The organism is Natronincola ferrireducens (genome assembly GCF_900100845.1).
Lineage (GTDB): Bacteria > Bacillota > Clostridia > Peptostreptococcales > Natronincolaceae > Natronincola_B > Natronincola_B ferrireducens.
In genome coordinates this window covers 243,121-270,118 of sequence record NZ_FNFP01000002.1, presented here as the reverse complement: position 1 = coordinate 270,118, position 26,998 = coordinate 243,121, and the positions used below count along the sequence as shown (strand labels likewise).

The window sequence follows — 26,998 nt, the reverse complement described above, 5'->3', positions numbered from 1 at the left end:
CCAGCTCTTTAAATTTTTAAAAATTTACTTACTATTTCAACAGAAATTTTTTCACTACCTAAATCTCCATGCCTCCCCTCTTGTAGTGGAGGACTATGGAAATCCGATCCTCCTGTAATAAATAAATTATGCTTTTTTGCTAAACTTAAAAACCTATTACGATCTCGAGAATTGTGTTCTGGATGATATACTTCTACACCATCCACCCCTTTAGTTAATATATTCTTTAAAATTGTTTCGTTTTTTATTAATCCTGGATGAGCTATGGTCGTAAAGCCGTTAGCTTCTTTAATTAAATCTATGGCTTCAAAAGGAGTTAATTTATATCTTGCTACATAGGCTGGACATCCCTTATTTAAATATTTATTAAAAGCCATCTCAATATTTTTAACATATCCCTTATTAACTAAAACCTTTGCTATGTGAGGTCTTCCCATAACCCCTTCTCTGGATATCTCTAATACCTCATCATAGGATATCATGATATCTAAATGCTGCAGTTTTTGTATGATTTTCATCCCTCTATTTACTCGCTCGTTTTGAATAAGGGTAAGCTTTTTTAACATTTTTTTATACTTATAGTCTATATTATATCCCAAAATATGGATTTCTTCACCAAGGTATTCAGTACTTAACTCTATTCCAGCTATAACAATAAAGGATTTATATCCTTCAGCATGATCCAAGGCTTGTATTACCCCATCTACTGTATCATGATCAGTAATTGCTATGCCAGCTAATTCTTTATGTATGGCATAATCTATAATTTCTTTTGGTGTAAAAGTTCCATCTGAAGCGGTAGTGTGTGTATGCATATCTATATATCTCATCTCTTTGCTCCTTATTCAGTAATAAGTTTTTATCTATAATTATTACCGATTTTTATAAATCGTACAACATATAATTTGTTATACCTATAAAGATTTCCAATATTTTGATAGAGTGAGTTTAATGCTATTGTGAAACCTGACTAATTCAAGGAAGCAGTCTTTAGCCTTGCAACATGGTAAATATTTACATTTTATATCCTCTTAAATTCCAATAGATATCCAACTTCCGATAATACTCTCAAATTGTCACTCCTATAATCCTTAGCCTCTCCCTAATTGATTTTTTAAAATGATGATATGGATATCATCATAGGTAATGTCTTCTGGTAGCATCTCTTTAATAGACTTTAATTTTTCTAAACCTACCTCATGAATTGCCTTCAGTATTTTTGCTTCTTTTAAAGGATCCTTTATAAACCTTTCCCAGTCCACAACTTGTTCCTTTTCCTCACATTTTATTAAATGTTTTATAATGGTGTTTTTACTAAGACCTCTTTTTTCTGCTATTTCCTTTAAGGATAAACCTTCTTCATAATGGCTGTAGGTTAGTCCATACCGATCTAAGTGGTTGTTTTTATAGTCCTCCTCCACCTTTACTTCTATAATATTTTTCTTCTTAAATGCATCAACCGCTATTCCTCTTTCTTCACAGTAGCCTTTAATGATGGCTATAAAGGCTTCTCCATAGTTTTCGTACTTTTTTAGACCTACACCACTTACGTTAAGAAGCTCTTCTCTATTTCTGGGAAAAGAAGCCGCCATCTCCTTTAGTGTGGCATCATGGAAAATCATAAAGGGTGGTAATTCCTTTTCCAGAGATAATTTGCTTCGTAGTTCCTTTAATCTATTAAGCAGCTCTTCTTCAAAACCTTCTATCATCTTTTTGGACCTTTGTGTTTTTCCTTCATCTACTACTGCCTTGTTCTCCACTAAATCCTTTTTATGATAAACTTTTTCTTCTCCCTTTAAAACCTTGCGACACTGATCTGTCAGTTTTAATACAGGAAACTTATCTGTAGTTACATGAATGTAACCCTTTGAAGCCAAGGTCATAGTAATCTCCCTTATAACATCAGTATTGTACTCCTTCATAATACCATAGGTAGATAATTTATCTAAACCTAGCTCCATGATTTTTTTACTCTTAGACCCCTTTAAAATCTGTGTAATGACTGCCGCGCCAAACCTCTCCTTAGCCCTATAGATACAGGAAAGGATTTTTTGGGCCTCCACAGTAATATCTATTGTTTCTCCAGCCTCAAGACAATTGCTGCATTTTCCACAGTTTCTATTTTCTATCCTTTCACCGAAATAGGTCAATATTCTGCCCCTTAAACAGTCATTAGTATGACAATAATCTATAAGATATTGAAGGTTTTTATATAATAGCTTTTCTCTTTCTATAGACATATATTCATTTTGTAGGATTAGCTTTTGTTTTACTACATCTGAGGGTGAGTACATCATAATACATTGACTGTCCTCTCCGTCCCTGCCTGCCCTTCCAGCCTCCTGATAGTAGGCCTCCATATTTTGAGGCATATTATAATGAAGGACAAACCGAACATCTGGTTTATCGATCCCCATACCAAAGGCATTCGTTGCTACAATAATTCTAGTACGGTTAAAGATAAAAGTATCTTGGTTTTTTTGTCGGGCCTCTGGCGTCATACCACCATGATAGCCAATGGCCTCAATCCCCTTATCCTTTAGTTGCTTTACCAAAGATTCTACAGTTTTTCTGGTGGAACAGTATATGATGCCAACTACTCCTTCCCCCTGCTTATTTAAATAATCCAGCAAATAGGCAAATTTATTACTTGCTTTTACAACCCTATAAAATAAGTTTGGTCTATCAAATCCAGTAACAGAGGTAATAGGATTTTGTAGGGCTAATAATCTTTTTATTTCTTCTATAACCTCCGTAGTTGCAGTAGCTGTAAAAGCAGCTACTGTAGGTCTAGCCTTTAACGATTGAATAAATCTCGGTATTTCAGTATAACTCGGCCTAAAATCATGTCCCCATTGACTAATACAATGGGCTTCATCAATAGCTACCAAGGAAATAGTTATATCCTGGGTTAAACCCTTAAAGGCTATAGCATTTAATCGCTCAGGGGCTACATAAATTATTTTGTATTTATTATTTCTTATATCCCTTGCCCTTTGAACCGCTTCTTCTTCTTTAATGCTACTATTGATATAGGTGGCTTCTATCCCCATTTCATTTAAGGTATCTACCTGATCCTTCATAAGAGCTATCAAAGGAGAAATTACTAGAGTAACTCCCTCCAACATCATCGCCGGCAGTTGATAGCATAGGGATTTCCCTCCTCCAGTAGGCATAATTCCTAAGACATCTTTTCCATCAAGCATACTATTAATCAGTTCCTCTTGACCCTTTTTAAAACTATCATAACCAAAATATTTTTTTAGTGCTTTATAAATATCCACCTAATTCACTCCCACCTCCAAAGAATTTGTCCTTCTTTGGATATAGTTTTATATTTCTCCTCAGCATAAACTTTCCTCTATTTTATTGTAACATAGTTTATTATTATTCCTCTAATAAAAACAAGCTCTTGACAATACACCAAAGGATAAAATAAAAGTACATTACTAAAAACTATAGCAATATACTTTTATTTTAAATTTAATAAACCTTGTTATAAGGGGCATGTATTATATATCTAACCAATACCTCCATACACGACTCCTAAAATGATCACTAGGGCTGAAACTAGTACAAAACCATACTTAGATAAAGGTTCAAACCACTTCCCTAAAGGTTTTTTTGCTCCATGATTTATCTCTTTTCTTGCCTGCTCTACACCATATATCCAAAAGAAGGCTATGGCTGCAATAAGTGTTCCTAGAGGTGCTATATAAATTGTAACGATATCAGAGAATTTTCCAAACAAATCCATATTTAAACTTAAGGGGATAGCTATGAAAAAAGATATTATTCCTATAAAAATCACGCTTTTTTCTCTACGCCACTTAGTTTTTTGCATAAAAGCCTCCGAAGTTGCTTCCATCATATTTATTGTAGAGGATATAGCTGCAAATACAATGCTTGCAAAGAATATAGCACCAAATAAATGTCCCCCTGTCATGGATTTGAATATCGTTGGTACTGTTATAAATAAAAGTGTTGGTCCTGCAGCTGGATCCAAACCAAAGGCAAAAGCTGCTGGAATGATAATGAAAGCTGCTAATATTGCTGCTAGGCCATCATAAAACGCTGTATTAATTGCTGATGAGGGGATATCTAGATTCTTGTCAATATAACTACCATATACCACCATTCCAGCCCCATTTAAAGATACAGTGAAAAATGCTTGTCCCAATGCCATTACCCAAGTTATCGGGTCTAATAAATAAGACCATTTAGGTACTAATAAATATTTAATTCCTTCAGATGCACCCGGTAAGGTTACTGACCTTATTAGTAAAACGATAAACACGATAAAAAGTGTCGGCATCATAACATTGTTAGCCTTTTCTATACCTTTACTTACTCCAAAGGTTAATATAACAGTTGTTATTGTTATAGCTACTGCAAGCCAAATTATGGTTTGACTGCTTCCTAAAAAATTATCTAAATAGGTTTCCACATTTATATTTTTAAAATTACTAACAACACTCATTGAAAAATATTTCAGAACCCATCCCACTACTACATTATAAAATAAAAAAATACCGCAAACTCCTAATGTAGGTATTACAGATATAATAGATGCTCCAGGAATTTTTTTATCATCCAATATTTCCTTAATCCCTGCCATAGAACCCTTGCCTTTAGCTCTACCTAATGCAAACTCACCCATAAGTCCTGTTGTTCCTAGTATAAAAACAAATAATAAATAAGGTATAAGAAAGGCTGCACCCCCATACCTGCCCAACCTCCAGGAAAACATCCATACATTCCCTAATCCTATTGCTGAACCTATGCAGGATAATATAAATCCAAGCTTACTATTAAAACCTTCTTTTTCATGGATTTCATTAACTTTCATTTTAATAACCTCCTTTTTTATTTATAAAAGTAGATGACCCAAGGTTTTGAATTGGCGTCAATCACTTTCACAGCGTGGAAAATAAAAAACCACATAGACTCGATACTATGTGGTTGAAACTTTATCATAATAAAAAACCACATAGCGCAATCTACGTGGTTTTTTGCATTACCAATATACCATCATAGATGCAAACCGTATTTCAAAGGAATTTACTGGTTTGCATCTATGAATTTTTTCATTTCAGCAAACCCTATCTATAATAGTAATAATAATATTTATTTATATGGATTTTATTAAACATAGTAATCATAGAAAAGCTCCTCCTGCTGAATATTGATAAAATTATATCATAACTATAAAAAAAATACAATCAAATTTTATAATGGCATTTACTTTGCTTTTGAAGGATGTAAAAAATCCCCCTCTAAATTAATATTTTATTTGTTACCAAAAATGAGTTGATTTTTTCCAATACACACAAATAATTTTACAAGCCCACAAGAAAAAGTCTTATGGGCTTGTAAATAACCTGAGCCTAGTAATTTTAGTAGATTTTTAGACTTCTATTGCTATCGTGGCTCGACAATTAACTTTATTGCAGTTCTTTCCTCACCATCTATTTCAATATCAGTAAATGCAGGGATACATATCAAATCAATTCCACTAGGAGCCACAAACCCTCGTGCAATTGCCACTGCTTTTACTGCTTGATTTAGAGCTCCAGCTCCGATAGCCTGAATTTCAGCAGATCCTCGTTCTCTTAGAACACCTGCTAATGCTCCAGCAACAGAATTTGGTTTTGATTTTGCTGATACCTTTAAAACTTCCATCTAAAAAAGCCCCCTTTGATATAGTGTACTTTCCTACAATTAAAATTAGATACAAAATATATTATTCTACTTATTTTTAAAAATACCTTCACTTTTCATAAAATTTAGTAAAATTTATTTTTTATAATTGTAATGTGTCCCTTTGCTTGATAAAGCAATTGCTTATGATAATTAAAGGTATAAAAAAAACTGCCTCAGCAGTTTTTTTATTTTGCATATTCTATAGCTCTTGTTTCTCTAATTACATGAACTTTTATCTGACCAGGATACTCTAACTCATCCTCTATATGTTTAGTAATATTTCTAGCCAATACAACAATCTCTTCATCATTATATTGTTCTGGTTTAACCATAATCCTTACTTCTCTTCCTGCTTGAATAGCGAAGGATTTTTCAACGCCATCGTAAGTATTAGCTATTTCTTCAAGTTTTTCTAAACGTTTGATATATGATTCTAGTGTTTCCCGTCTAGCTCCAGGTCTTGCTGCTGATATTGCATCTGCTGCTGTTATCAATACAGCTTCAATTGTTTCAGGCTCATAGTCCCCATGATGAGTAGACATAGCATGTATAACTTCTTTAGACTCTTTATATTTTCTAAGGAGTTCCATTCCTATTTCTACGTGTGTACCTTCTATTTCATGGTCTACTGCTTTTCCAATATCATGAAGCAATCCTGCTCTCTTTGCAAGTTTAACATCTAATCCTAATTCAGCAGCCATAATACCCGCAAGATAAGAAACTTCAACAGAATGCTTTAATACATTCTGACCATAACTTGTCCTATACTTTAATCTACCTAACAGTTTAATTAATTCTGGATGAAGTCCATGAACACCAGTGTCAAAAGTAGCTTGTTCACCCTCTTCTTTTATGATAGTATCTACTTCTCTTTTCGATTTTTCTACCATTTCTTCAATTCGAGCTGGATGAATTCTACCATCAACAATGAGTTTTTCTAAAGCTAACCTAGCTACCTCTCTCCTTATAGCATCAAATCCTGAGAGGATTACTGCCTCAGGCGTATCATCGATAATTAAATCGATACCAGTCAAAGTCTCTAAGGTTCTAATGTTTCTTCCTTCTCTTCCAATAATTCTGCCCTTCATTTCATCATTAGGTAACTGAACAACAGTAACTGTTGTTTCTGCTACATGGTCAGCTGCGCATTTTTGAACAGCATAGACGATAATTTCCTTAGCTTTCTTCTCAGCTTCTTCTTTAGCTTTTGTTTCTATATCTTTAATCATAATTGCCGCTTCATGTTTAATTTCTTTTTCAATATCGCTTAAGAGCAAAGCTCTTGCTTCTTCTGAAGTTAAACCAGATAATTCTTCTAGTTTTTGAAGCTCTTTCTCATAAAGCAACTGAATTTCTTGTTGTTGTTCTTCTAAGTCCTTTAGTTTTTTAGTCAATTTTTCATCTTTGTGTTCTAAAGAATCTGACTTTTTATCTAAAGTTTCTTCTTTTTGAATTAATCTTCTTTCAATTCTTTGTAACTCATTACGCCTCTCTCTGCTCTCTCGTTCAAACTCATTACGAAGTCTATGAACTTCTTCTTTTGCTTCTAAAAGAATTTCTTTTTTAGAAGTTTCTGCATCTTTTTCTGCATCTTCAATTAGCCTTTTTGCTAATTCTTCAGCATTATTGATTTTTCCCTCCGCAATGTTTTTTCGAATAAAATAGCCGATAAGGCATCCTATTATAGCAGCAACTAAAGCTATGAGTATAATTAGAACATTATTAATACGTGGACACCTCCTTTATTAAATTTTAGCTTCCAAATACATTCATCATCGTTAATAACAAAATCTTTCTTAAAAATTTAAAATTGATTTTGTTGTTTTGTAGCATGAAAATTATAACTTAAAATAAGATTTTAAAAAATTACAATTTTCTTTGCAAATAAAAAAATCTTGTAAATCTAAAAGTATAGGTAAAATCATCTAAACACAATGATTTGATTTTATTTTATATCTTTTTTTATGTTGTGTCAAGTTTGATTATTGCTTCTTAGCCTTCAGCTAGATTGTATTTTTTCCATTTATTAGTATTGTATAGGGCCAAAATAATTAATATAATAACTGTTACATCCCCCTTGTGTTATCATATAGAAATAAAAAAAAGAACCTCAAAAAGAAGTTCTCTTGTTATTAAGCTTCTACATCTACCACTTCTTCGATTGCTTCAGTTATTTGAGGTTTTGTGGCTTCTGGTAAACTGTAGTGCTTCCTAATAGAATTTTCTATTTCTAAATAAATATCTGGATTTTCTTGAAGGAATTGTTTAGCATTTTCTCTTCCTTGGCCTAATCTATGATCTCCATAGCTATACCATGCTCCAGCTTTTTTTACTATATCTAAATTGCTAGCTACGTCTAAGACATCTCCTGGTTTAGAAATTCCTATACCATACATAATATCAAACTCAGCTTGTCTAAATGGAGGAGCAACTTTATTTTTTACCACCTTTACTCTTGTCCTATTTCCCATAATATCATTACCTTGTTTAATAATGTCTATTTTTCTTACATCTAACCTAACAGATGCATAAAATTTTAATGCTCTACCTCCAGGAGTTGTTTCAGGACTCCCAAACATAACCCCTACTTTTTCCCTTAATTGATTAATAAAAATAGCTGTAGTTCTAGATTTATTTACAGCTCCTGCTAGCTTTCTTAAAGCTTGAGACATTAATCGTGCCTGTAGACCAACATGAGTATCACCCATTTCTCCTTCAATCTCAGCTTTTGGCACTAGTGCAGCAACAGAATCTATTACAACAACATCAACAGCACCACTTCTTACTAGTGCTTCTGCAATTTCTAAGGCCTGTTCGCCAGTATCAGGTTGAGATACTATTAGGTTATCTATATCTACACCTAATTTTCTTGCATAGGATGGATCAAGGGCATGTTCAGCATCTATAAAAGCAGCTGTTCCCCCATTTTTTTGGGCTTCTGCAATGATGTGTAAAGAAACTGTAGTTTTACCAGATGATTCTGGCCCATATACTTCTACAATCCTTCCTCTAGGTACTCCACCAATTCCTAATGCAATATCTAAATCAATAGAACCAGTAGATATACACTCAAGGTTTAGTTTGGATTCTTCACCCAATTTCATAATTGAGCCTTTTCCGAACTGTTTCTCAATCTGATTAATAGCCATTTCTAATGCTTTTTTCTTTTCCATAGTAACCCAGACGCTGTCTGGTTCACCTACCTTTCTTTATTGTCGAACAGATGTTCTTATATAATTATAACCTATTATATATAATCGGTCAAATACTAAAGTGAAAATTTAAAACTAAAAATTTAAAAATAAAAAAATCTTTGTTCCAATAGATTTATCAGTGGACTTTTATGAAAATAATTGCGAAAAATAAATCAATTCTTTTGCTTACAACATAAATTGGAAGAATTGATGTAACTCACGTTTAAAGTTATCCCTAGATTACATAGCTTTCTAATTTCCTATTGATTATAAAAAAACTTTTAGATTGAAGTACATCCTCAATCTAAAAGTATATGAAATTTATTATGCACTTTTCCTGATTTAAATTTGATGTTAGGATTAACATTAATGCTTTAAAATATGTTTGTTAATTAGGATATAGTCAACACCAGAAATTATTGTAAAAATAACAGCTACCCAAATCATAATTACATCAAAAGGAAAGTTGATATATTTAAAGGGGAAATTATCTATTAATATAACTATAATAGCCACTATTTGAGTGATGGTTTTTAACTTTCCCCACCAGCTAGCAACAATTACTACTCCTTCAGCAGCAGCAACAGCTCGTAAAATACTAATAGTAAATTCCCGTGCAATAATAATGACTACTACCAATGCAGATAGTTTACCCATTTGCACAAGAGATATTAAAGCAGCAGAAACCAATAGTTTATCTGCTAAAGGATCCATAAATTTCCCTAATGTTGTTATTTGATTTTTTTTTCTTGCAACGTATCCATCCAATGCATCAGTAATAGCAGCTATAATAAAAATAATTGCTGCTATTTCTACACCATAGGAGATTTTATTTAAAAGGAAAATCATAAATACAGGTATCAAAAAAATTCGTAAAATCGTTAACTTATTGGCTAAATTCATCTACTTTCTCTCCCATCAAATCATACTCTAGTGCATTAGTAATTTTAACTTTTACAATTTCACCAATTTTTATTGGTAGTTTTGATTGCACATAAACTAATCCATCGATTTCTGGCGTATCACCTTTTGTTCGACCCAGATATTCATTGTTACCTTCTAGTTTTTCTTCTATTAGTACATCTATAATAGTATTTATTTTTTCTGTATTTTTTCTATAGGAGATATCTTGCTGTATTTCCATAATGATTTTTTGACGTTCAATCTTTATGTCTTCTGGAACTTGATTAGGCATTTTTTCAGCAGGTGTATTCTCTTCTTTAGAATAGGTAAATACCCCTAATCTATCAAACTTTATTTCCTTTACAAAATCTACTAATTCATTAAAGTGTTCTTCTTCTTCTCCGGGAAATCCTACAATTAATGATGTTCTAATAGTAATGTTAGGAATATTTTCTCTTAATCTGCTAATTACATTTAATATGCTTATCTTATCGGTTTTACGGTTCATTTTTTTAAGTATATAGTTACTACAATGTTGAATGGGTATATCAATATATTTACATATTTTATGACAATTAGCAATAGTTTTAATTAAATCATCTGTAATCATTTCAGGATAGCAATATAGTATTCTAATCCATTGAATTCCTTCAATATCATTAAGCTTTTGCAAAAGATCAGGCAACATATATTCATCATATAAATCGATACCGTATCTAGTTGTATCTTGAGCAATTAAAATGACTTCCTTAACACCATTATTAGCAAGCCCCTCTACTTCCTTTATAATACTTTCCAACCTTCTACTTCTATACTTGCCCCTTAGTTTTGGTATGATACAATAGGTACAATAATTATCACACCCATCAGAGATTTTAACATATGCGGTATGTTTAGGGGTCGTTTGTATTCTCGGTAGAGATTCATCGTACATTCTATCTATATTACCTACACGTACAGTTTTATTACCTTTTATGCTTTCATGAATAATTTCGATTATTTCATTATAGTTTCCAGTACCCACAATAGCATCTACTTCAGGTAGCTCTTTTAATAGTTCCTCAGCATATCTTTCAGCTAAGCATCCTGAAACAATTAATAATTTCAGATTTTCTTCTTTTAATTTCCCCATTTCTATTATTTTGTTAATAGATTCTTCTTTAGCCGCCTCGATAAACCCACATGTATTCACAATAATTACATCAGCTTTATATTTATTATTGGTCAATTTATAACCATATTTATTTAATAAACCTAACATTACTTCAGCATCAATAAGATTTTTAGAACATCCAAGGGATTCTAAAAAAATGGATAAATTCATACTTGTATCTCCCCTTCTGTTTTATGGTAATAGGCTTCTACTTCATCTGCTGCCTTTTCAATTTTATCATAGTTTATTAATAATTCATATTTATATTTTTCTATAGAGTTTTTATATATAGGATCATAGTAGTTTATAATTAGTTCTTCAGCAACCTGTCTATAGTTTTTATTATGAACATACTCAATATATTTTGACATGTTTTCTGTGCCAATTCTTTTTTTAAGACTTGTAATTGATTTTATTAATAGATCGTGACAATTTAAATTATTATTTGTATAATCATTTATTAATCTATTTCCTCTGTTTTCAATACTAGTAGCAATAAGTACATGTCTTCCTTTAATAATGGAATTGTACAAATGGATTGGTATGAATATACTTCCAAGTCTTTTACTTTCACTTTCAACAACAACTAATTTCTTGTTATATTTTATAAGCTTATCTACAATAGTAGCATCAAACATTTTTTGTGTAGTTGAAGCTCCATTAAAAACAATATCTCCAAACACTGATCCTGTATTTTGCGCTAGCTTTGCAAAGTTAATAACAGGAATATTTCTATCCTCTAGTATATTTAATATTTTCGTTTTTCCTACTCCTGTATATCCATGGAGAACAATAAATTCATGCTGTCGTTGGATATCCTCCAAATATTTCATAGTAAATTTCCTAAAAGCCTTATAGCCCCCTTGTAGTTGATAAACAGAAACACCCAAGTTATTTAGAAAGCTAACAACAGCACCGCTTCTTAAACCACCTCTTGAGCAAAACACAATGACAGTATCATTAACTTTTCTCATTTCGGATATCTTTCTATATATATATGGAAGCTTAAGGGAAGCTAATTCAACACCTTTGTCTTTTGCTCTATCAATACTTTCATTTTTATAAATTTTTCCTACTATAATTCTTTCCTCATCATCAAATAAAGGAATATTTATAGCCCTAGGAACTGTCCCTTCATTGAATTCAAAGGGAGACCTTACATCAATAAATAGACAGTTGTTTTTGTAGATTGCATCTTCAATTTTTATTTCCATTCTAGCATCATCACCTTCAACCATTTACATTTTATATTTATTGCTTTTATTCATTCTCTGCCTTTGCTAATAAACTTTCTTGAGTAACAAGTACTTGTCTGGGCTTACTACCTTCATGGGGACCTACAATACCTCGTGCCTCCATATCATCAATTAAACGAGCAGCTCTATTATAGCCTATTTTTAACTTTCTCTGAAGCATAGATATGGATGCTTGCTGATTTTCTACAACAATTTTTAAGGCATCATCAAATAGTTCATCACAGTTAATATCTTCAGCAATCATACTATTGTTATCAATTTTATCTACTATTTCTGTTTCATAGGAAGGGTTTTCTATTTGTTCCTTTATGAAAGTAACAACTCGTTCTACTTCCTTTTCTCCAACAAAAGCCCCCTGTATTCTCACAGGCTTACTAGCACCAATTGGGTGAAATAGCATATCTCCTTTTCCTAATAGCTTCTCTGCTCCACCCATGTCTAGTATTGTTCTTGAGTCTGCTTGAGATGCAACAGAGAAGGCAATTCTAGAAGGTATATTTGCTTTAATAACTCCTGTAATTACATCTACTGAAGGTCTTTGGGTAGCAATAATTAAATGCATACCAGCTGCTCTAGCCATTTGTGCTAACCTACATATAGCATCCTCTACGTCATTAGGGGCCACCAGCATTAAATCTGCTAACTCATCTATTATAATAACAATATAGGGTAATGGATTTTCTTCAAATTTCTCATTATATCCATTGATATCCTTAACCCCCAACTCTCCAAAAATCTTATATCTTTGGGTCATTTCCTGTACTGCCCAATTTAATGCACTAGTTGCCTTTTTAGCATCTGTTACTACTGGAATAAGGAGATGAGGGATGCCATTGTATTGATTCAGCTCTACAACCTTAGGATCTATTAATAAAAGTCTTACCTTTTCTGGCTTTGACTTATATAATAAACTCAAAATTAATGTGTTAATGCAAACACTTTTACCTGAGCCAGTAGCTCCAGCTATTAATAAATGAGGCATTTTACTAATGTCTGTCACAATAGGTGCGCCGGAAATATCTTTGCCTAAGGCAAAGGGTAGACTATGAGAAAATGATTGATAACACTCACTATCAATTAGCTCTCTTAAAGTAACTGTTGTAATATCCTCATTAGGTATTTCTATACCAATAGCTGCTTTTCCAGGAATAGGTGCTTCAATTCTTATGGCAGATGCAGCTAAATTCAATGCTATATCATCGCTTAAGTTAACAATTTTACTTACCTTTACACCCGTGCTAGGCTGCAATTCATATCTTGTAATAGTAGGGCCTTTGCTAACTTGTAAAACCTTTGCCTGCACCCCAAAATTCTTCAAGGTTTCTTCTAGTAACCTGGCCTTAGAAACAATTTTTTTCTTATCTTCCTTGTTGGGTATATAATCAATTTCATTTAACAAACCACTATTTGGTAATTCATATTCAATATGCTCTTTTTGATGATAATTGTTTCCCCCCAAAACTGAAGGTTCATCCTGAGAAATTGAGATTTGAGCTTTAGCTTCTTTTTCTTTTATTGCATTTTCCTTTTCTGAATAATTATTGTCAATTACAGTATAGTCCAATATTTTTATTTTTTCATCAACATTGTTTTCTATGGTGATTCTTTCATCCTCCACCACTGGAATACCACTATCTTTTTCAAGTTTCGGAGAAATATCATTACTATTATTTTTCATAAGAGGTAGAGACCTAGATATAAAGCTTTTTATAAAAACTAAAATTTTATTGATAAGTACTTTTAGTTTCACTATAAACCCTACTATAGATATTTTAGTATACATTATAAGTGAAATTAATAAAATTGCTATGATAACAATATAACTGCCAACTTGTCCAAATAAATTAACTAACAAATAGGTTATTGCTGTGCCAATAATACCACCACCTAGTCCTTCTGTCCCTTTTGTAAAGATTGTGGGTATAGAATAAAAAAAGCCTTGTTGGGAAATTTCTTTTATAAAATTTATGTCTAATAAAGATTTAAATACTAAAAAGCATAAAAATATTAATATAAAAAATAGTATTCCTTTTAATTCTTTCCAAAAAGGTTTATCAATAAAAACTAATATCCCTAAAAAAACTATAGCGTATGGAAGAACAAGGGCAAGGTTGGCAAACAATCCCATCAATAAAAATTTTAATCCTCCACCTATTTTCCCACTACTACTACTGTGTAAAGCAGTTAATAAAATGAGTCCAAATGCAATAATAAAAATACCGTATATTTCATTGTTAAATTCTTTTTTAAATGAGGAGAAACCCTCTTTAGTCTTTTTACTTTTTCTGCTCAATTATATCACCCCATTAATATATGTATGTGTAACTATACCTTTTTCCCAAATAACCTTTTTATTCCAAATCCTTATTTGTTAATAAAATATTATCATAATAATTTTACACCATAATTAACTATACTACAAATCATATCCTAGAAAAATAGTAAAAGTGCTAATACTTAATATATTAGCACTTTTGTTCTACTTTAAGATTGTTTTCCTTTGATAATTAATTCTTGTAGTTTATTCATAGCGCTGTTTAAACCACCAACTTCATCAATTATTTTATACTTAACGGCTTCTTCTCCTATCAATATACTTCCAACATCATTAGCTAATTCATCTGTGGAACTCATTAATTCCATTAGTTCATTTCTTTCAATTCCAGAAGTTCGAACAACAAAATCTACAATTCTATCCTGCATTTTTGCAAAATATTTAAAAGTCTGAGGTACACCAATTACAAGACCTGTCATTCTTATTGGGTGAATCGTCATAGTAGCTGTAGGAGCAATAAAGGAATAATCTCCTGATGTGGCTAAAGGCACTCCAATACTATGACTCCCTCCTAATACTAAGGTGACTTTTGGCTTAGATAAGCTATATAATAGTTCGGATATTGCTAATCCTGCTTCTACATCTCCTCCTACTGTGTTCAATATAACTAACAGACCTTCGACATTTGGATTTTCTTCTACTGCAACTAATTGAGGTATAATATGCTCGTACTTTGTAGTTTTATTCTGGGGTGGAGCTACTGTATGGCCTTCAATATGACCAATTATTGTTATAGTGTGGATTTTTTGATCCACCTTAGGTATATTTGGTGTTCCTAAGGCATTAATATTTGATAATTCTGGGTTAGGTGGTACATTTGTTTCTTCGTTACTAGAAATTGTTTGTTGTATTTGTTTCTTTTTTAACTTAAATTTATAAGGATACATCATAATTCACCTCTAATTCAATTTTTGTAAACCTTTCTATATATTTTTACCTTTTGTATAGGAGATATTCTATAATTATGATGTATATTCTTATAATAAAGTATAAACAAATTTATTATGTTGTAAAACATTAAGTCTAAATCCTAGATTTATAATGAATACTTTCTTTTTTTGTCATCCTCTAGTTCAATAATAATCATATCATTCCCTATTTTCTTTACAGCCTGCCATGGTATTTCAAGTAAAGAATTGTTAGAAAATATATTAAAAAAATTTCTTTCATCTGGAATTAATAGAGCAATAATTTTTCCTGTCTTTTCATCAATTAATAAATCTGATTCTGCGATAACTCCTAATCGACTTCCATCACAAAGATTTACTATCTCCTTTCCTCCTATAGCACTGAATCTCATAAAATCCCTCCTTATTTATTTTATAGTTCTTTAGCAGTACTTGTCTTACTTAAATATATTAATCTGATTTATCTAATATTCATCATCATTTATGATAACATCTATTATGATATGTAAATGGATAAAACAAGGCTGTTTTTAGATAGCCCTATTTTACCTATTTATTTTTTGTAGCTAATAGGAAACTATATAACATACTATCCTATTAATAAATACAATTTCTATTTATTGCTTTAAAACTAAGGGATTAACACAATTTAGTAACTTAAATTGTGTTAATCCCTTAGTTATTTCATCTAAAGTCAACCTATGAATCTTCCAAACTTCAAAAGGAAGACTTTTTTATATTTTCCCTACAGTTGTAGAAGCTACACAATCTAGTTGAATGACTTCTTGAATAATAGAATTAACATCCTCCATTTTTACTTCATCAATTTTTTGTATAACCTCTTTGGGACTATAAATCTTGTTTAATAACAGCTCTGATTTCCCCATAGAAGTCATTCTACTGCTTGTGCTTTCTAGTCCTAACATATAATTGCCCTTTAATTGTTCTTTGGACTTAGTTAGTTCTAGTGTTGCTAATCCTTTTAATTTTAATTCCTCTAATTCTTTATATATCAAGTCTTTTACTTCCTGAAGTAAATGGGGACTCATCCCAGCGTAAATAGTTAATAAACCTCCCCCCTTATATGTAGAAGGATAGGAGTATATGGAATAAGCCAATCCTCTTTCTTCTCTAATATTTTGAAAAAGTCTAGAGCTCATACTTCCACCCAATATATTATTTACTACTAATAACGGATATAAGCTACTTTGTCCTAAGGAAATTCCCTTAAAACCTAAGCAGTAATGTATTTGTTCTATATCCTTTGATTTTGATATATTTTCAAAATTATATTGAAGAGGCATTTCAGATTTTTTTAGAATATCAGATTTTTTCCAATTTCCAAATTTGTCTTCTATGATCTTTAATAAATTCTCTTCTTGAAAGTTTCCTGCTACTGATATAACTGCATTATTAGGAACATAAAATTCTTTCATATAATTTAAAATCATATCCCGATCAATTTTCTTAAGGGAATCATGAACACCTAATATTGGAAACCCCAAAGAATTGTTTTTAAAAATTGATTGATTTAATAAATCATGGGCTAAATCTTCTGGAGAATCTTCATACATACTTATTTCTTCATAAACTACACTTTTTTCTTTTTCTATATCTTCAGGATCAAACTTAGAATGGAATAGCATATCAGCTAACAAGTCAATGGCTAATTCATAATGATCATCTAATACCTTTGTATAATAGCAGGTGCACTCTTTGCTGGTAAAGGCATTGATTTGACCTCCTATGCCATCAATTAATTCAGCAATTTCCTTTGCAGACTTGGTGGTAGTACCTTTAAAAAGCATATGTTCTATAAAGTGTGAAATGCCATTGTTTTCAGTGGTTTCATGCTTTGATCCTGTTTCAATCCAAACCCCAATTGAAATTGATTTTACAAAAGGAATATGTTCTGTTACTACCCTTAAACCATTATCTAGTGTATATCTTTTATACATTTTGTCCTCCTATGTAACTAATTTTTAAAAATTCTTTAAAAAATATAACAAATTCATAAATAAGCTGTAGTTTTGTTTAATAGCGTAAATAAAGTTCTTTATACATATTAAACTTCAGTAAAAGAGCTCATTTTATTCATTATAATTCAGTTTTATAACATATGCAACCTAATGAACTAGTACGTCACTTACGCCTCCTATTTCAAGGTTTTTCTTTTGAAGCTCCTCTATAAGTAATGGTAGGGCTTTAGCCGTTTCTGGCATTGGATGCATTAAAACAATTCCACCTTCATGATTAGCTTTCTCCATTACTCTTTTAACGATTACATCTTTTGTACTTCCCTGGCGCCAATCAATCGTATCAATAGACCATAATATAGTTTTATACCCTAGTTCCTCTGCTGCTATTAAGGTGTATTGATTATAGGCTCCTGAAGGCGGTGCAAACAAAATAGGCCTTTTAGCCCCATACTTTATGATTACCTCTTCTGCTTGTTTTATTTGTTGCTTGTTTTGCTCTAATGATAGTTTGCTATAATCTAAATGTTGATATCCATGACTTCCGATTTCATGTCCTGCTTCAACAATAGTTTGAAATAGATCAGGAAAGGCTTTTACCCACCTCCCTGTGACAAAAAAAGTAATCTTTATTTCTTTTTCTTTTAAAATTTGTAAAATTTCTGGTATTACTTCATTGCCCCAATCTACATTACAGGCAAATGCTATATGGTTACTGTTTTCGTTTCCCCTCTCGATTGGTTTGTTTACTAGATTGTAATTTGAAGTAATAGTAGCTTCATCGTTTTTGTTATACATTATAACTCCTGATGTAACTATTATAATCATTATAGCAACCACTATAACCAAACCTATAAACTTCTTATTTAAAATAATAATCATAAAACCCCTCCTAAACAATGATTTTGATAATATATTATTCTAAAAACTAGGAGTTATTCTATATAAATAAAATTTATAGGCCAGTTTTCCGCAAATGAGTGACACCAAACCTTCTATTTTATATCAGTCCCTTATTAGAGAAAAAAAACATAAACCTTATGGGTTTATGCTTTCTTATTATTATCTTTTTTAGGGTCATCTTCCTTTTTATCTTTAGTAATTGGTTTTGGTAACAATGCTTTATGGGATAGATTTACCTTACCTTGAGGATCTATTTCCATTACTTTAACATCTATTTCTTGTCCTACTGCCAGGACATCTTCTACTTTGTTCACCCTTTCATGGGCTAGGTTAGAGATATGAACTAAACCTTCCTTGCCAGGTAAAATTTCTACAAAGGCACCAAAATTCATTATTTTTACTACTTTACCTTTATAGATTTCTCCAACTTCAGGTTCTTTAACGATATTTTCAATAATGTTTACTACTTTTTCTCCAGTTTCCTTGTTTTCTGCAGCAATATAGATAGTACCATCATTCTCAATATCGATTTTTACACCAGTTTCTTCAATAATTTTATTAATGGTTTTTCCACCTGTTCCAATTACTTCCCTTATTTTATCAGGGTTAATTTTCATAGTAAGTATTCTTGGAGCATATGGAGATAGATCTGGTCGGGGCTCATCTATGACTTCCTTCATCTTTTCCATAATATGGAGTCTTCCTACTCTAGCTTGTTCTAATGCTCTTTGTGTAATTTCTTTATCTATACCCCGGATTTTAATGTCCATTTGAATTGCTGTAATACCCTTCTCTGTTCCAGCTACTTTAAAGTCCATATCTCCTAAAAAGTCTTCCATTCCTAAAATATCTGATAAAATTGCTACTTTATCATTTTCTTTCACAAGACCCATGGCAATACCAGCTACCATACTTTTAATAGGTACACCAGCATCTAATAAAGATAATGTGCTTCCACAAACACTAGCCATAGATGAAGATCCATTAGAGCCTAACACTTCAGATACTAAGCGTATTGTGTAGGGAAAATCATCCTTTGATGGTATCATAGGCTCTAAAGCTCTTTCTGCTAAGGCCCCATGTCCTATTTCACGTCTTCCAGGTCCTCTTAGAAATCTTACTTCTCCAACACTATAGGGTGGGAAGTTATAGTGGTGCATATACCTTTTGGATTCTTCTTCCCCTAAGCCATCTAATATTTGCACCTCTCCTAAAGCTCCTAATGTAGCCACATTTAAAACCTGTGTTTGTCCTCTAGTAAACAACCCTGAACCATGGGTTTTAGGTAATAAACCAACTTCACATGTAATAGGTCTAATTTCCTCTAGACCTCTATCATCCGGTCTTTTTCCTTCATGAATAATCATATTTCTAAACTGTTCTTTAACAATAGCTGCTAAAACTTCTTTTATGTCCTTTAGGTTTTCTTCATACTTATCACTGAAGTATTCTATCGTTTCTGCCTTTACATTATCAATTTTTTCATTTCTTTCTGTTTTATCAACAGTTTTTATAGCATCTAATATTTTAGCTGTAGCATATTCGCGGACTTCCTTATCAAGTTCCTTGTCAACTTCAAATAATACCACTTCTTGTTTAGATTTTCCAACCTCAGCTACAATTTCTTCAATAAAAGAAATGATTTTTTTAATTTCTTCATGACCAAAGGTAATAGCATCTAGCATTTGTTTTTCTGTTAATTCATTGGCTCCTGCTTCTATCATCATTACGGCATCTTTTGCGCCAGAAACAACTAAATCTAAATCGCTAATTTCTCGCTCTTTACTGGTGGGATTGATGATATATTTACCATCTATCATACCTACCCTTACTGAGCCTGTTGGCCCATAAAATGGGATATCAGATATGGATAGGGCAATAGAAGAACCAATCATAGCAACGATATCCGAAGAGTGATCTTGATCTACAGATAGCACCGTTGCAATAACCTGTACTTCATTTCTATAGCCTTTAGGAAATAATGGTCGAATAGGTCGGTCAATAAGTCTTGAAGTCAAAACAGCTTTTTCAGATGGTCGACCTTCTCTTTTAATAAATCCACCAGGAATTTTTCCTGCTGCATATAATCTTTCTTCGTAGTCAACACTTAATGGAAAAAAGTCTATGCCTTCCCTTGGTGCCTGTGATGCACATGCATTTACTAAAACTGTTGTTTGTCCATACTTTACTAGGCAAGACCCATTAGATAATTGTGCTAGTTTCCCAATTTCTACTTCAAATGATTTGCCAGCAATTTCTGTTTTAAAAGTATGTACCATTGTTATGTATCCTCCCTTCAAAAATTCATTTGCTTATTTAAGTATCCTTCACAATATTATTGTTTCCTTTATGGGTTTATAAATTTTAATTTATTTTATGTAAATTCATAAGTATTATGTAAATTAAACAATAGAGCGGGTAATCCCCGCTCTACATTATTTTCTTAATCCTAATTTTTCAATAAGTTCTCTATATCTTTCTATGTTTTTATCTTTAACATAGTTGAGTAGATTTCTTCTTTTACCTACCATTTTTAAAAGACCTCTTCTAGAGTGGTGGTCTTTTTTATGAGTCTTAAGATGTTCATTTAAATGATTGATTCTTTCTGTTAACAATGCAACTTGTACTTCTGGAGAGCCTGTATCATTTTCATGGGTCTTATAAGATCCTATAATGGATATCTTTTTATCCTTTTCCATATTTTCACCTCCTTATTTTATATCCCCATATTCTAAGTAACCGTCGGTGAGTCAAGTTACCGAGAATAGGTTCTCTAACCTTATTCATTTTAGCATATCTTAATTGTATTGTAAATGTTTTTTTATTTGCATAATGTCTTTACTGATTTGATTTTCTAAACTTTGGGGATCTTCAAATCTAATTTCATCCCTTAATCGCTTAATAAATTGAACTTCAATAAATTGGTTGCCTAAGTCTCCATCATAATCCATAATAAATGTTTCAACAAATGGTGATTTGCTGTCAAAGGTCGACGTAGTATTTATAAGGGTAAGCCCTTTATAGGTTTTATTTTGAATTTTAATCAATGTTGCATACACACCTGGTTTGGGAATGATTTGTAATGGTTCTAATAAAATATTTGCTGTTTGATACCCTAATTTTTTTTTCTTAGCATCTCCATCGATTACTTGGTTATAAATAGAAAAAGATCTTCCCAAATATTTATTAACCCTATCTAAATCACCATTTTTTAAATAATTTCTAATATGAGAACTGCTAACCTTTTCTCCATACATAGTAACAGCATCTATAACAATAACTTCAAAACCATATTTTTCTCCTAATTGCTTTAATAAAAAAGCGTCTCCTTCAGCCTTATGGCCAAAGCGGTAATCAAAACCTATAACAGCTATTTTACAATTCAAGGTTTCCACTAGAATAGTTTTTACAAAGTCCTCCGGATTAAGGGCCATTAATATTTCGTTAAAAGAATCTAAGAACAAGGTGTCTACACCTAAATCACTAAATATTTTTTTCTTAATATATAAATTTGTAATATATTGTATCGATTCTCCATTAGAAATAGTAGGTATCGTATGATTGGAAAAAGTATAAACACAAGTTTCAAGATTGTTGGATTGACATTTTTCTAAAAGTTGATGAATTAGTTTTTGATGCCCAATATGTACCCCGTCAAAATTTCCTAGAGCAATACCTCTTGGGGTATTATAATTAATTTGGTTATATTGTTTTATTACATTCATAACAACAATGCGCTCCTTTAAGTAAAAAGCCTAGAAAATCGTATGTATTCTTTTTTATCCTGCTCTTTTATAATTTTGCCAATGCCAATAAAATCATTTTCAATGTACAGCCTTGCCTCAGTTTCTATTGGAATAGACTGATAGCTTTTTTCTAAATAAATTTTATTGCCATTTAAAGCAGCTTTTTTATGTATAGAATCTAAGTCAACTCTTGGCATATGACCTAGTGGAAAATCTAAGGGTTTAAGAAATTTACCTATATCTTTTTCAACTGCTAGTTCCTCTAAGGTTATGGATGAAGATATATCAAAATCTCCAGTTTTTGTCCGAATTAGAAAGGACATCATACCTCCACATCCCAATTGTTGCCCAATATCATGACATAGTGTTCTAATATAAGTTCCCTTTGAACAAACCACATCAAATAGGACCTGATTTCCCTTAATAGTAATAATGTGTATTTCATATATTTCTATCTTTCGTGCGTCTCTTTTTATCTCTACACCCTGTCTAGCCAATTGATAGAGTTTCATGCCTTTTACCTTTAAAGCTGAATACATAGGGGGGATTTGTTGGCATTCACCAACAAAGCTTAAAATGACCCTTTCAATTTCCTCCTGTGACACCATTACTTTTTTTTCATTAATAACAGTTCCATAGCTATCTTGGGTATCAGTTTCTATCCCTAGGGTTAGCTCTGCTCTATATGCTTTATGGCTATCTAGTAGGAATTGTGAGATCTTCGTAGCTTGTCCAATGCAAATTGGTAAAACACCAGCAGCATTAGGGTCCAATGTTCCTGTGTGACCTACTTTTTTTATGCCAGTTTTTTTTCTGACTAAAGCTACTACGTCATGAGATGTCATTCCAGGGGGTTTTAAAATATTTAAGATTCCTTTCAAAGCATCACCAGCCTAAATCTATTGCAATTTGTTTTTCGATTTTTTTTCTTACTTCCACTAGTTCTCCTAGCATTGTAGCTCCAGAGGCTTTCTTATGACCCCCACCCCCAAATTTTCGGGCCAAAGCACTTACATCCACATAGCTCTTTGATCTAAAACCCACCTTTACTTCATTCTGTGAGCTTTCTTTAAGTAATATTGCAATTTCTATTCCTTCTATATCTCTTGCATAATTTATAACACCATCTATATCGTTGGGAGTAATATCAAATTCCTTCATTAGGTTCTGATCCACTGTAATAATGGCGACTTTCCCTGCAAATTCTATTTCCATATGGTTTAATATATAGCCTAAAAATTTTATGTTTTTTAAAGACTTGTTTTGATATAGATTATAGCTAATTTCATGTAGATCTATTTTGTATTCCATTAATTCAGCAACTATTCTATGGGTATAAGAGGTTGTATTATCATAAACAAAATTTCCAGTGTCAGTAGCAATTCCTGTATATAAGCAGGTAGCTATCTCTTGGTTAAACTGAAAATTATAGTCCTTTAACAAATTATATACCATCTCACATGTGGAAGAAGCTTGGGGATCTAGTATGTTTATGTTTCCAAATTCTGTGTTGCTAATATGATGGTCTATATTAATTATTGTTTTACTTTTATCCAATATGTTTTTACTATACCCCAATCGTTGGGGGTCTCCACAATCCAATACAAAACAAATATCAAAAAAAAGATTATTGTCTTCATTATATTCTTCAATATACTGGTGTCCTGGCAAAAAATAATATTTTCTAGGGAATATGTCATTTGTATAAATATAAATATTGCTACATAAAGTTTTTAATGCCATCCCCATAGCCAAAAGGGACCCCAAACTGTCACCATCTGGCTGAATATGGGATATGACTGCAATTTTATCGTGGGTCCCTATTGATGATAAAGGATTATTCTTTATGTTCATCTTTTTCATCCTCTAGTATATTTTCTTGAATCTTCATTTTAGAAATCTTATGGTACATATCTATTCCTTTTTCTATAGATTCATCTAGTTTGAAAATAATTTCTGGCGTATATCGTGCTTTAATTTTTTTCCCGATTTCTCTTCTAACATAACCGGAGGATTTTTGTAGCCCCTTCATTGTATCTTCTTTTTCTGTCTGATTCCCCAGAACACTTATATATACTGTTGCATACCTTAAGTCTTTAGTTATATCAACCTCTACAATACTTGTCATCGATGATATTCTAGGATCTCTTAATTCATTTCTAATAATACTGCTAATTTCTTTTTTCATTTCTTCATTTAATCGACTAACCCTAGGATAGGCCAATGTATCCTCATCCTTTCTGTCTTATCTTTCGATCTCCTGCATTTGATAAGCTTCAATAATATCTCCTTCTTTTATATCATTAAAGTTATCGACACCGATACCACATTCATAGCCGGTAGCAACTTCTTTTGCATCATCTTTAAACCTTCTTAAGGATCCTATTTCTCCATCATGGATAACAATTCCATCTCGTACAAGTCGGATCTTAGCATTTCTTAGTATTTTACCCTCTATAACATAACAGCCACCAATAGCACCTATTCCTGGCACTTTAAAAGTTGCTCTAACCTCTGCTTTCCCTAGTTCCACTTCCTTAAATTCAGGGTCTAACATCCCTTTTATAGCAGCTTCTATATCCTCTAGGGCATTATAAATAATTCTGTAGGTTCTAATATCTACCTCTTCTTTTCTTGCTAAAGCTGTAGCTCCAGAAACAGGACGAACATTAAAGCCAATAATAATAGCATTAGAAGCTGTTGCCAGCATTACATCAGACTCCGTAATAGCACCTACGCCACCATGTATAGCTTTAATAACAACCTTTTCAGTAGATAGTTTTTCAATAGATTGTCTCACTGCTTCTACAGAGCCCTGTACATCTGCTTTAATGATAATATTTAATTCTTTTATTTCACCTTGTTGTACTTGACTATATAATGCATCCAACGAAACTCTTTGGCTTTTTTTCATTTGATCTTCTTTGATCTTATCTTTTCTGTTTTCAGCTATCTCTCTAGCAGTCTTATCGTCTGCAACCACAACCATTTGATCTCCTGCTTCTGGCACTTCAGAAAAACCTGTGATTTCAACGGCGGTTGAAGGTTTAGCTTGCTTTACTTTTTTTCCTTTATCACTTAACATAGCTCTGATTCTACCAAAGGTTGTACCAATAACAACAGAATCTCCAACTTTTAGAGTTCCATTTTGTACAAGAACAGTAGCCACAGGACCTTTACCCTTATCTAGCTCAGCTTCTATAACTGTTCCAACTGCACTACGATTTGGATTTGCCTTTAGCTCTTCTATTTCAGCAACCAACAAAATCATTTCTAATAATGTATCGATGTTAGTTCCCTGTAGGGCTGATACAGGTACACTAATAACATCCCCACCCCATTCTTCTATTACCACGCCTCGATCCGCCAGTTCCTGTTTAACACGATCTGGGTTGGCACCTGGCTTATCTATTTTATTGATGGCTACAATAATAGGTACTTTTGCTGCTTTAGCATGGTTAATAGCTTCAATGGTTTGTGGCATAACACCATCATCTGCAGCTACTACTAAAATCGCAATATCTGTCACTTTTGCTCCCCTTGCCCTCATGGTTGTAAAGGCCTCATGACCAGGAGTATCTAAAAATACAACTTTATTTCCTTCTACCATTACTTCTGATGCCCCTATGTGCTGTGTAATACCTCCTGCTTCCTTTTCTGTTACATGGGTTTTCCTAATTGCATCAAGTAAAGACGTTTTTCCATGATCAACATGGCCCATTACAGTAACTACAGGAGGTCTCGGCAGAAGATCTTTTTCGTCATCAGGTTCAATAAACAAGTCTTGTTTTTCTTCTACTTTACTAACGTTCTTCTCAATTTCTATTTCAAATTCCTTAGCAATAACTTCAGCTGTTTCGAAATCTATTTCTTGATTGATGGTAGCCATTACACCTAATTTAATTAGTTTACCTATAACTTCATTTGAACTTTTTTTGATTTTTTCTGCAAAATCTTTAACTGCAACTTTTTCACCTATTTGTATCACTTGGTCACCTTTTTCTTCCATAGTATTGTTTTTATCTTCTCTTGATCCATAATTTGTGTTTTTCTTTTTAGAATTATTTTTTTTATCTATAGGGTTTTTTTCCTTATCATTCACCACTTTTTTAGAATCTTTATTACTGATTTTTTCATCATCAACAGCTATCTCTTCCTCTGTTTTTTTGTTTTCTTCTATGAATAGCTCTAGTAATAGTTTTGCATCTTCATCCTCTAAAGCACTCATATGATTTCCTACTTCTACAGATAGCTCTTTCAACCTTTCTATTAAATCTTTACTACTTACACCTAATTGTTTTGCCAATTGATATACCCTTACTTTTGACAAAGTAATCACCCCCTAATTTAAATCTAATCCTCAGCATCTAAATAGCCTAAAAGTGTCGCGGCAAATTTTTTATCCTTAATACCTATGACAGCCCTAAAGGATTTACCTATAGAATGTCCTAATTCTTCTTTAGTACCCATAATCTTCATAGGTACATTGTAATAACAGGATTTATCTGCAAAAACTTTTTTTGTGTTATCAGAAGCATCCTCCGCTACAATAACTAAGTAAAGTTTTTTTTTAACTCTTTTTTACAGGTTTCTTCTCCAGATATGATTTTTCCTGCCTTCATACCTAAGCCTAAAAAATTTACTACATTACTCTTCATAACCGTCAATCTCCTTAATTACTTTCTCATAAATCTCCTGAGGTATTTCTGATTGAAATGCCCGATTTAAAGCTTTAGTTTTGCTGATTTTTTCAAAGCATTGGATATTATTACAAATATAAGCCCCTCTACCATGGGCCTTGCCCGTAATATCTAGGCTTACTTCCCCCTCTTTATTCTTTACGATTCTAATTAATTCTTTCTTAGTTTTCATTTCATTACATCCTATACATCTTCTAAGTGGAGTCTTTTTTGTTTTCATA

23 protein-coding genes are annotated in these 26,998 nt (G+C 32.1%); all 23 read right to left on the bottom strand.

The features are described from left to right. Nucleotides 1-8: 8 nt before the first annotated feature. The 23 genes from BLS22_RS06780 to rnpM all read right to left on the bottom strand — a co-directional run bounded on the left by BLS22_RS06780 (nucleotide 9) and on the right by rnpM (nucleotide 26,997). On the bottom strand, nucleotides 9-830 hold the full coding sequence (locus BLS22_RS06780) for a PHP domain-containing protein (RefSeq protein WP_090552576.1): 822 nt from the start codon (nucleotides 828-830) through the stop codon (nucleotides 9-11). Between the two features lie 261 nt (nucleotides 831-1,091). Further along, nucleotides 1,092-3,284 carry a DNA helicase RecQ gene (recQ, locus tag BLS22_RS06775; RefSeq protein ID WP_090552573.1) on the bottom strand — a complete coding sequence of 731 codons (2,193 nt, stop codon included), beginning with the start codon at nucleotides 3,282-3,284 and terminating at the stop codon, nucleotides 1,092-1,094. 236 nt (nucleotides 3,285-3,520) lie between these two features. Beyond that, the gene (locus BLS22_RS06770) at nucleotides 3,521-4,849 is read right to left on the bottom strand and encodes a sodium-dependent transporter (protein WP_330386486.1); all 1,329 of its coding nucleotides are present in this window, start codon (nucleotides 4,847-4,849) and stop codon (nucleotides 3,521-3,523) included. Nucleotides 4,850-5,421: 572 nt separating this feature from the next. Beyond that, nucleotides 5,422-5,682 carry a stage V sporulation protein SpoVS gene (gene spoVS / locus BLS22_RS06765; protein WP_090552569.1) on the bottom strand — a complete coding sequence of 87 codons (261 nt, stop codon included), beginning with the start codon at nucleotides 5,680-5,682 and terminating at the stop codon, nucleotides 5,422-5,424. 206 nt (nucleotides 5,683-5,888) lie between these two features. After that, nucleotides 5,889-7,430 carry a ribonuclease Y gene (gene rny, locus BLS22_RS06760; RefSeq protein WP_090552564.1) on the bottom strand — a complete coding sequence of 514 codons (1,542 nt, stop codon included), beginning with the start codon at nucleotides 7,428-7,430 and terminating at the stop codon, nucleotides 5,889-5,891. 405 nt (nucleotides 7,431-7,835) lie between these two features. Further along, a complete protein-coding gene (gene recA, locus BLS22_RS06755) occupies nucleotides 7,836-8,876 on the bottom strand; it encodes a recombinase RecA (protein ID WP_090552559.1) in 1,041 nt (346 codons plus the stop codon). Nucleotides 8,877-9,263: 387 nt separating this feature from the next. Then, nucleotides 9,264-9,800 carry a CDP-diacylglycerol--glycerol-3-phosphate 3-phosphatidyltransferase gene (gene pgsA, locus BLS22_RS06750; protein WP_090552554.1) on the bottom strand — a complete coding sequence of 179 codons (537 nt, stop codon included), beginning with the start codon at nucleotides 9,798-9,800 and terminating at the stop codon, nucleotides 9,264-9,266. Continuing rightward, the gene (gene rimO / locus BLS22_RS06745) at nucleotides 9,784-11,124 is read right to left on the bottom strand and encodes a 30S ribosomal protein S12 methylthiotransferase RimO (protein WP_090552550.1); all 1,341 of its coding nucleotides are present in this window, start codon (nucleotides 11,122-11,124) and stop codon (nucleotides 9,784-9,786) included. The genes pgsA and rimO overlap by 17 nt, the downstream gene beginning before the upstream one ends. Then, complete coding sequence (mnmH, locus tag BLS22_RS06740; RefSeq protein WP_176762085.1) at nucleotides 11,121-12,167, bottom strand: tRNA 2-selenouridine(34) synthase MnmH; 1,047 nt, start codon at nucleotides 12,165-12,167, stop codon at nucleotides 11,121-11,123. The genes rimO and mnmH overlap by 4 nt, the downstream gene beginning before the upstream one ends. 46 nt (nucleotides 12,168-12,213) lie before the next feature. Next, nucleotides 12,214-14,502 (bottom strand): DNA translocase FtsK, encoded by a 2,289-nt coding sequence (locus tag BLS22_RS06735; RefSeq protein WP_090552542.1) that lies wholly within the window; start codon nucleotides 14,500-14,502, stop codon nucleotides 12,214-12,216. A 191-nt stretch (nucleotides 14,503-14,693) separates the two neighbouring features. After that, nucleotides 14,694-15,434 (bottom strand): ClpP family protease, encoded by a 741-nt coding sequence (locus BLS22_RS06730; protein WP_244269487.1) that lies wholly within the window; start codon nucleotides 15,432-15,434, stop codon nucleotides 14,694-14,696. A 146-nt stretch (nucleotides 15,435-15,580) separates the two neighbouring features. After that, nucleotides 15,581-15,844, bottom strand: coding sequence for a YlmC/YmxH family sporulation protein (locus BLS22_RS06725; RefSeq protein WP_090552534.1), 264 nt, complete (start codon nucleotides 15,842-15,844; stop codon nucleotides 15,581-15,583). Nucleotides 15,845-16,186: 342 nt separating this feature from the next. Beyond that, on the bottom strand, nucleotides 16,187-17,410 hold the full coding sequence (locus BLS22_RS06720) for a M16 family metallopeptidase (RefSeq protein ID WP_090552529.1): 1,224 nt from the start codon (nucleotides 17,408-17,410) through the stop codon (nucleotides 16,187-16,189). Between the two features lie 168 nt (nucleotides 17,411-17,578). Then, nucleotides 17,579-18,310 carry a polysaccharide deacetylase family protein gene (locus BLS22_RS06715; RefSeq protein ID WP_090552525.1) on the bottom strand — a complete coding sequence of 244 codons (732 nt, stop codon included), beginning with the start codon at nucleotides 18,308-18,310 and terminating at the stop codon, nucleotides 17,579-17,581. A 164-nt stretch (nucleotides 18,311-18,474) separates the two neighbouring features. Continuing rightward, a complete protein-coding gene (locus BLS22_RS06710; RefSeq protein WP_090552520.1) occupies nucleotides 18,475-20,610 on the bottom strand; it encodes a polyribonucleotide nucleotidyltransferase in 2,136 nt (711 codons plus the stop codon). Between the two features lie 156 nt (nucleotides 20,611-20,766). Beyond that, on the bottom strand, nucleotides 20,767-21,030 hold the full coding sequence (gene rpsO, locus BLS22_RS06705) for a 30S ribosomal protein S15 (protein WP_090552516.1): 264 nt from the start codon (nucleotides 21,028-21,030) through the stop codon (nucleotides 20,767-20,769). Between the two features lie 99 nt (nucleotides 21,031-21,129). After that, nucleotides 21,130-22,056 carry a bifunctional riboflavin kinase/FAD synthetase gene (locus BLS22_RS06700; protein ID WP_090552512.1) on the bottom strand — a complete coding sequence of 309 codons (927 nt, stop codon included), beginning with the start codon at nucleotides 22,054-22,056 and terminating at the stop codon, nucleotides 21,130-21,132. 17 nt (nucleotides 22,057-22,073) lie between these two features. Beyond that, nucleotides 22,074-22,958, bottom strand: a complete 885-nt coding sequence (gene truB / locus BLS22_RS06695; protein WP_090552508.1) for a tRNA pseudouridine(55) synthase TruB — start codon at nucleotides 22,956-22,958, stop codon at nucleotides 22,074-22,076. Nucleotides 22,959-22,962: 4 nt separating this feature from the next. Next, nucleotides 22,963-23,931: a DHH family phosphoesterase gene (locus BLS22_RS06690; protein WP_176762084.1), complete on the bottom strand. Its 969-nt coding sequence runs from the start codon at nucleotides 23,929-23,931 to the stop codon at nucleotides 22,963-22,965. Continuing rightward, a complete protein-coding gene (rbfA, locus tag BLS22_RS06685; RefSeq protein ID WP_090552500.1) occupies nucleotides 23,915-24,301 on the bottom strand; it encodes a 30S ribosome-binding factor RbfA in 387 nt (128 codons plus the stop codon). Before rbfA ends, BLS22_RS06690 begins: the two co-directional genes overlap by 17 nt. Nucleotides 24,302-24,322: 21 nt before the next feature. Next, on the bottom strand, nucleotides 24,323-26,407 hold the full coding sequence (infB, locus tag BLS22_RS06680) for a translation initiation factor IF-2 (RefSeq protein WP_090552497.1): 2,085 nt from the start codon (nucleotides 26,405-26,407) through the stop codon (nucleotides 24,323-24,325). A gap of 23 nt (nucleotides 26,408-26,430) precedes the next feature. After that, entirely contained in the window at nucleotides 26,431-26,628 is a 198-nt protein-coding gene (locus BLS22_RS15555; protein WP_330386493.1) for a L7Ae/L30e/S12e/Gadd45 family ribosomal protein, read from the bottom strand. A gap of 96 nt (nucleotides 26,629-26,724) precedes the next feature. Further along, nucleotides 26,725-26,997, bottom strand: a complete 273-nt coding sequence (gene rnpM / locus BLS22_RS06670) for an RNase P modulator RnpM (protein WP_090552493.1) — start codon at nucleotides 26,995-26,997, stop codon at nucleotides 26,725-26,727. Nucleotide 26,998 lies beyond the last annotated feature (1 nt).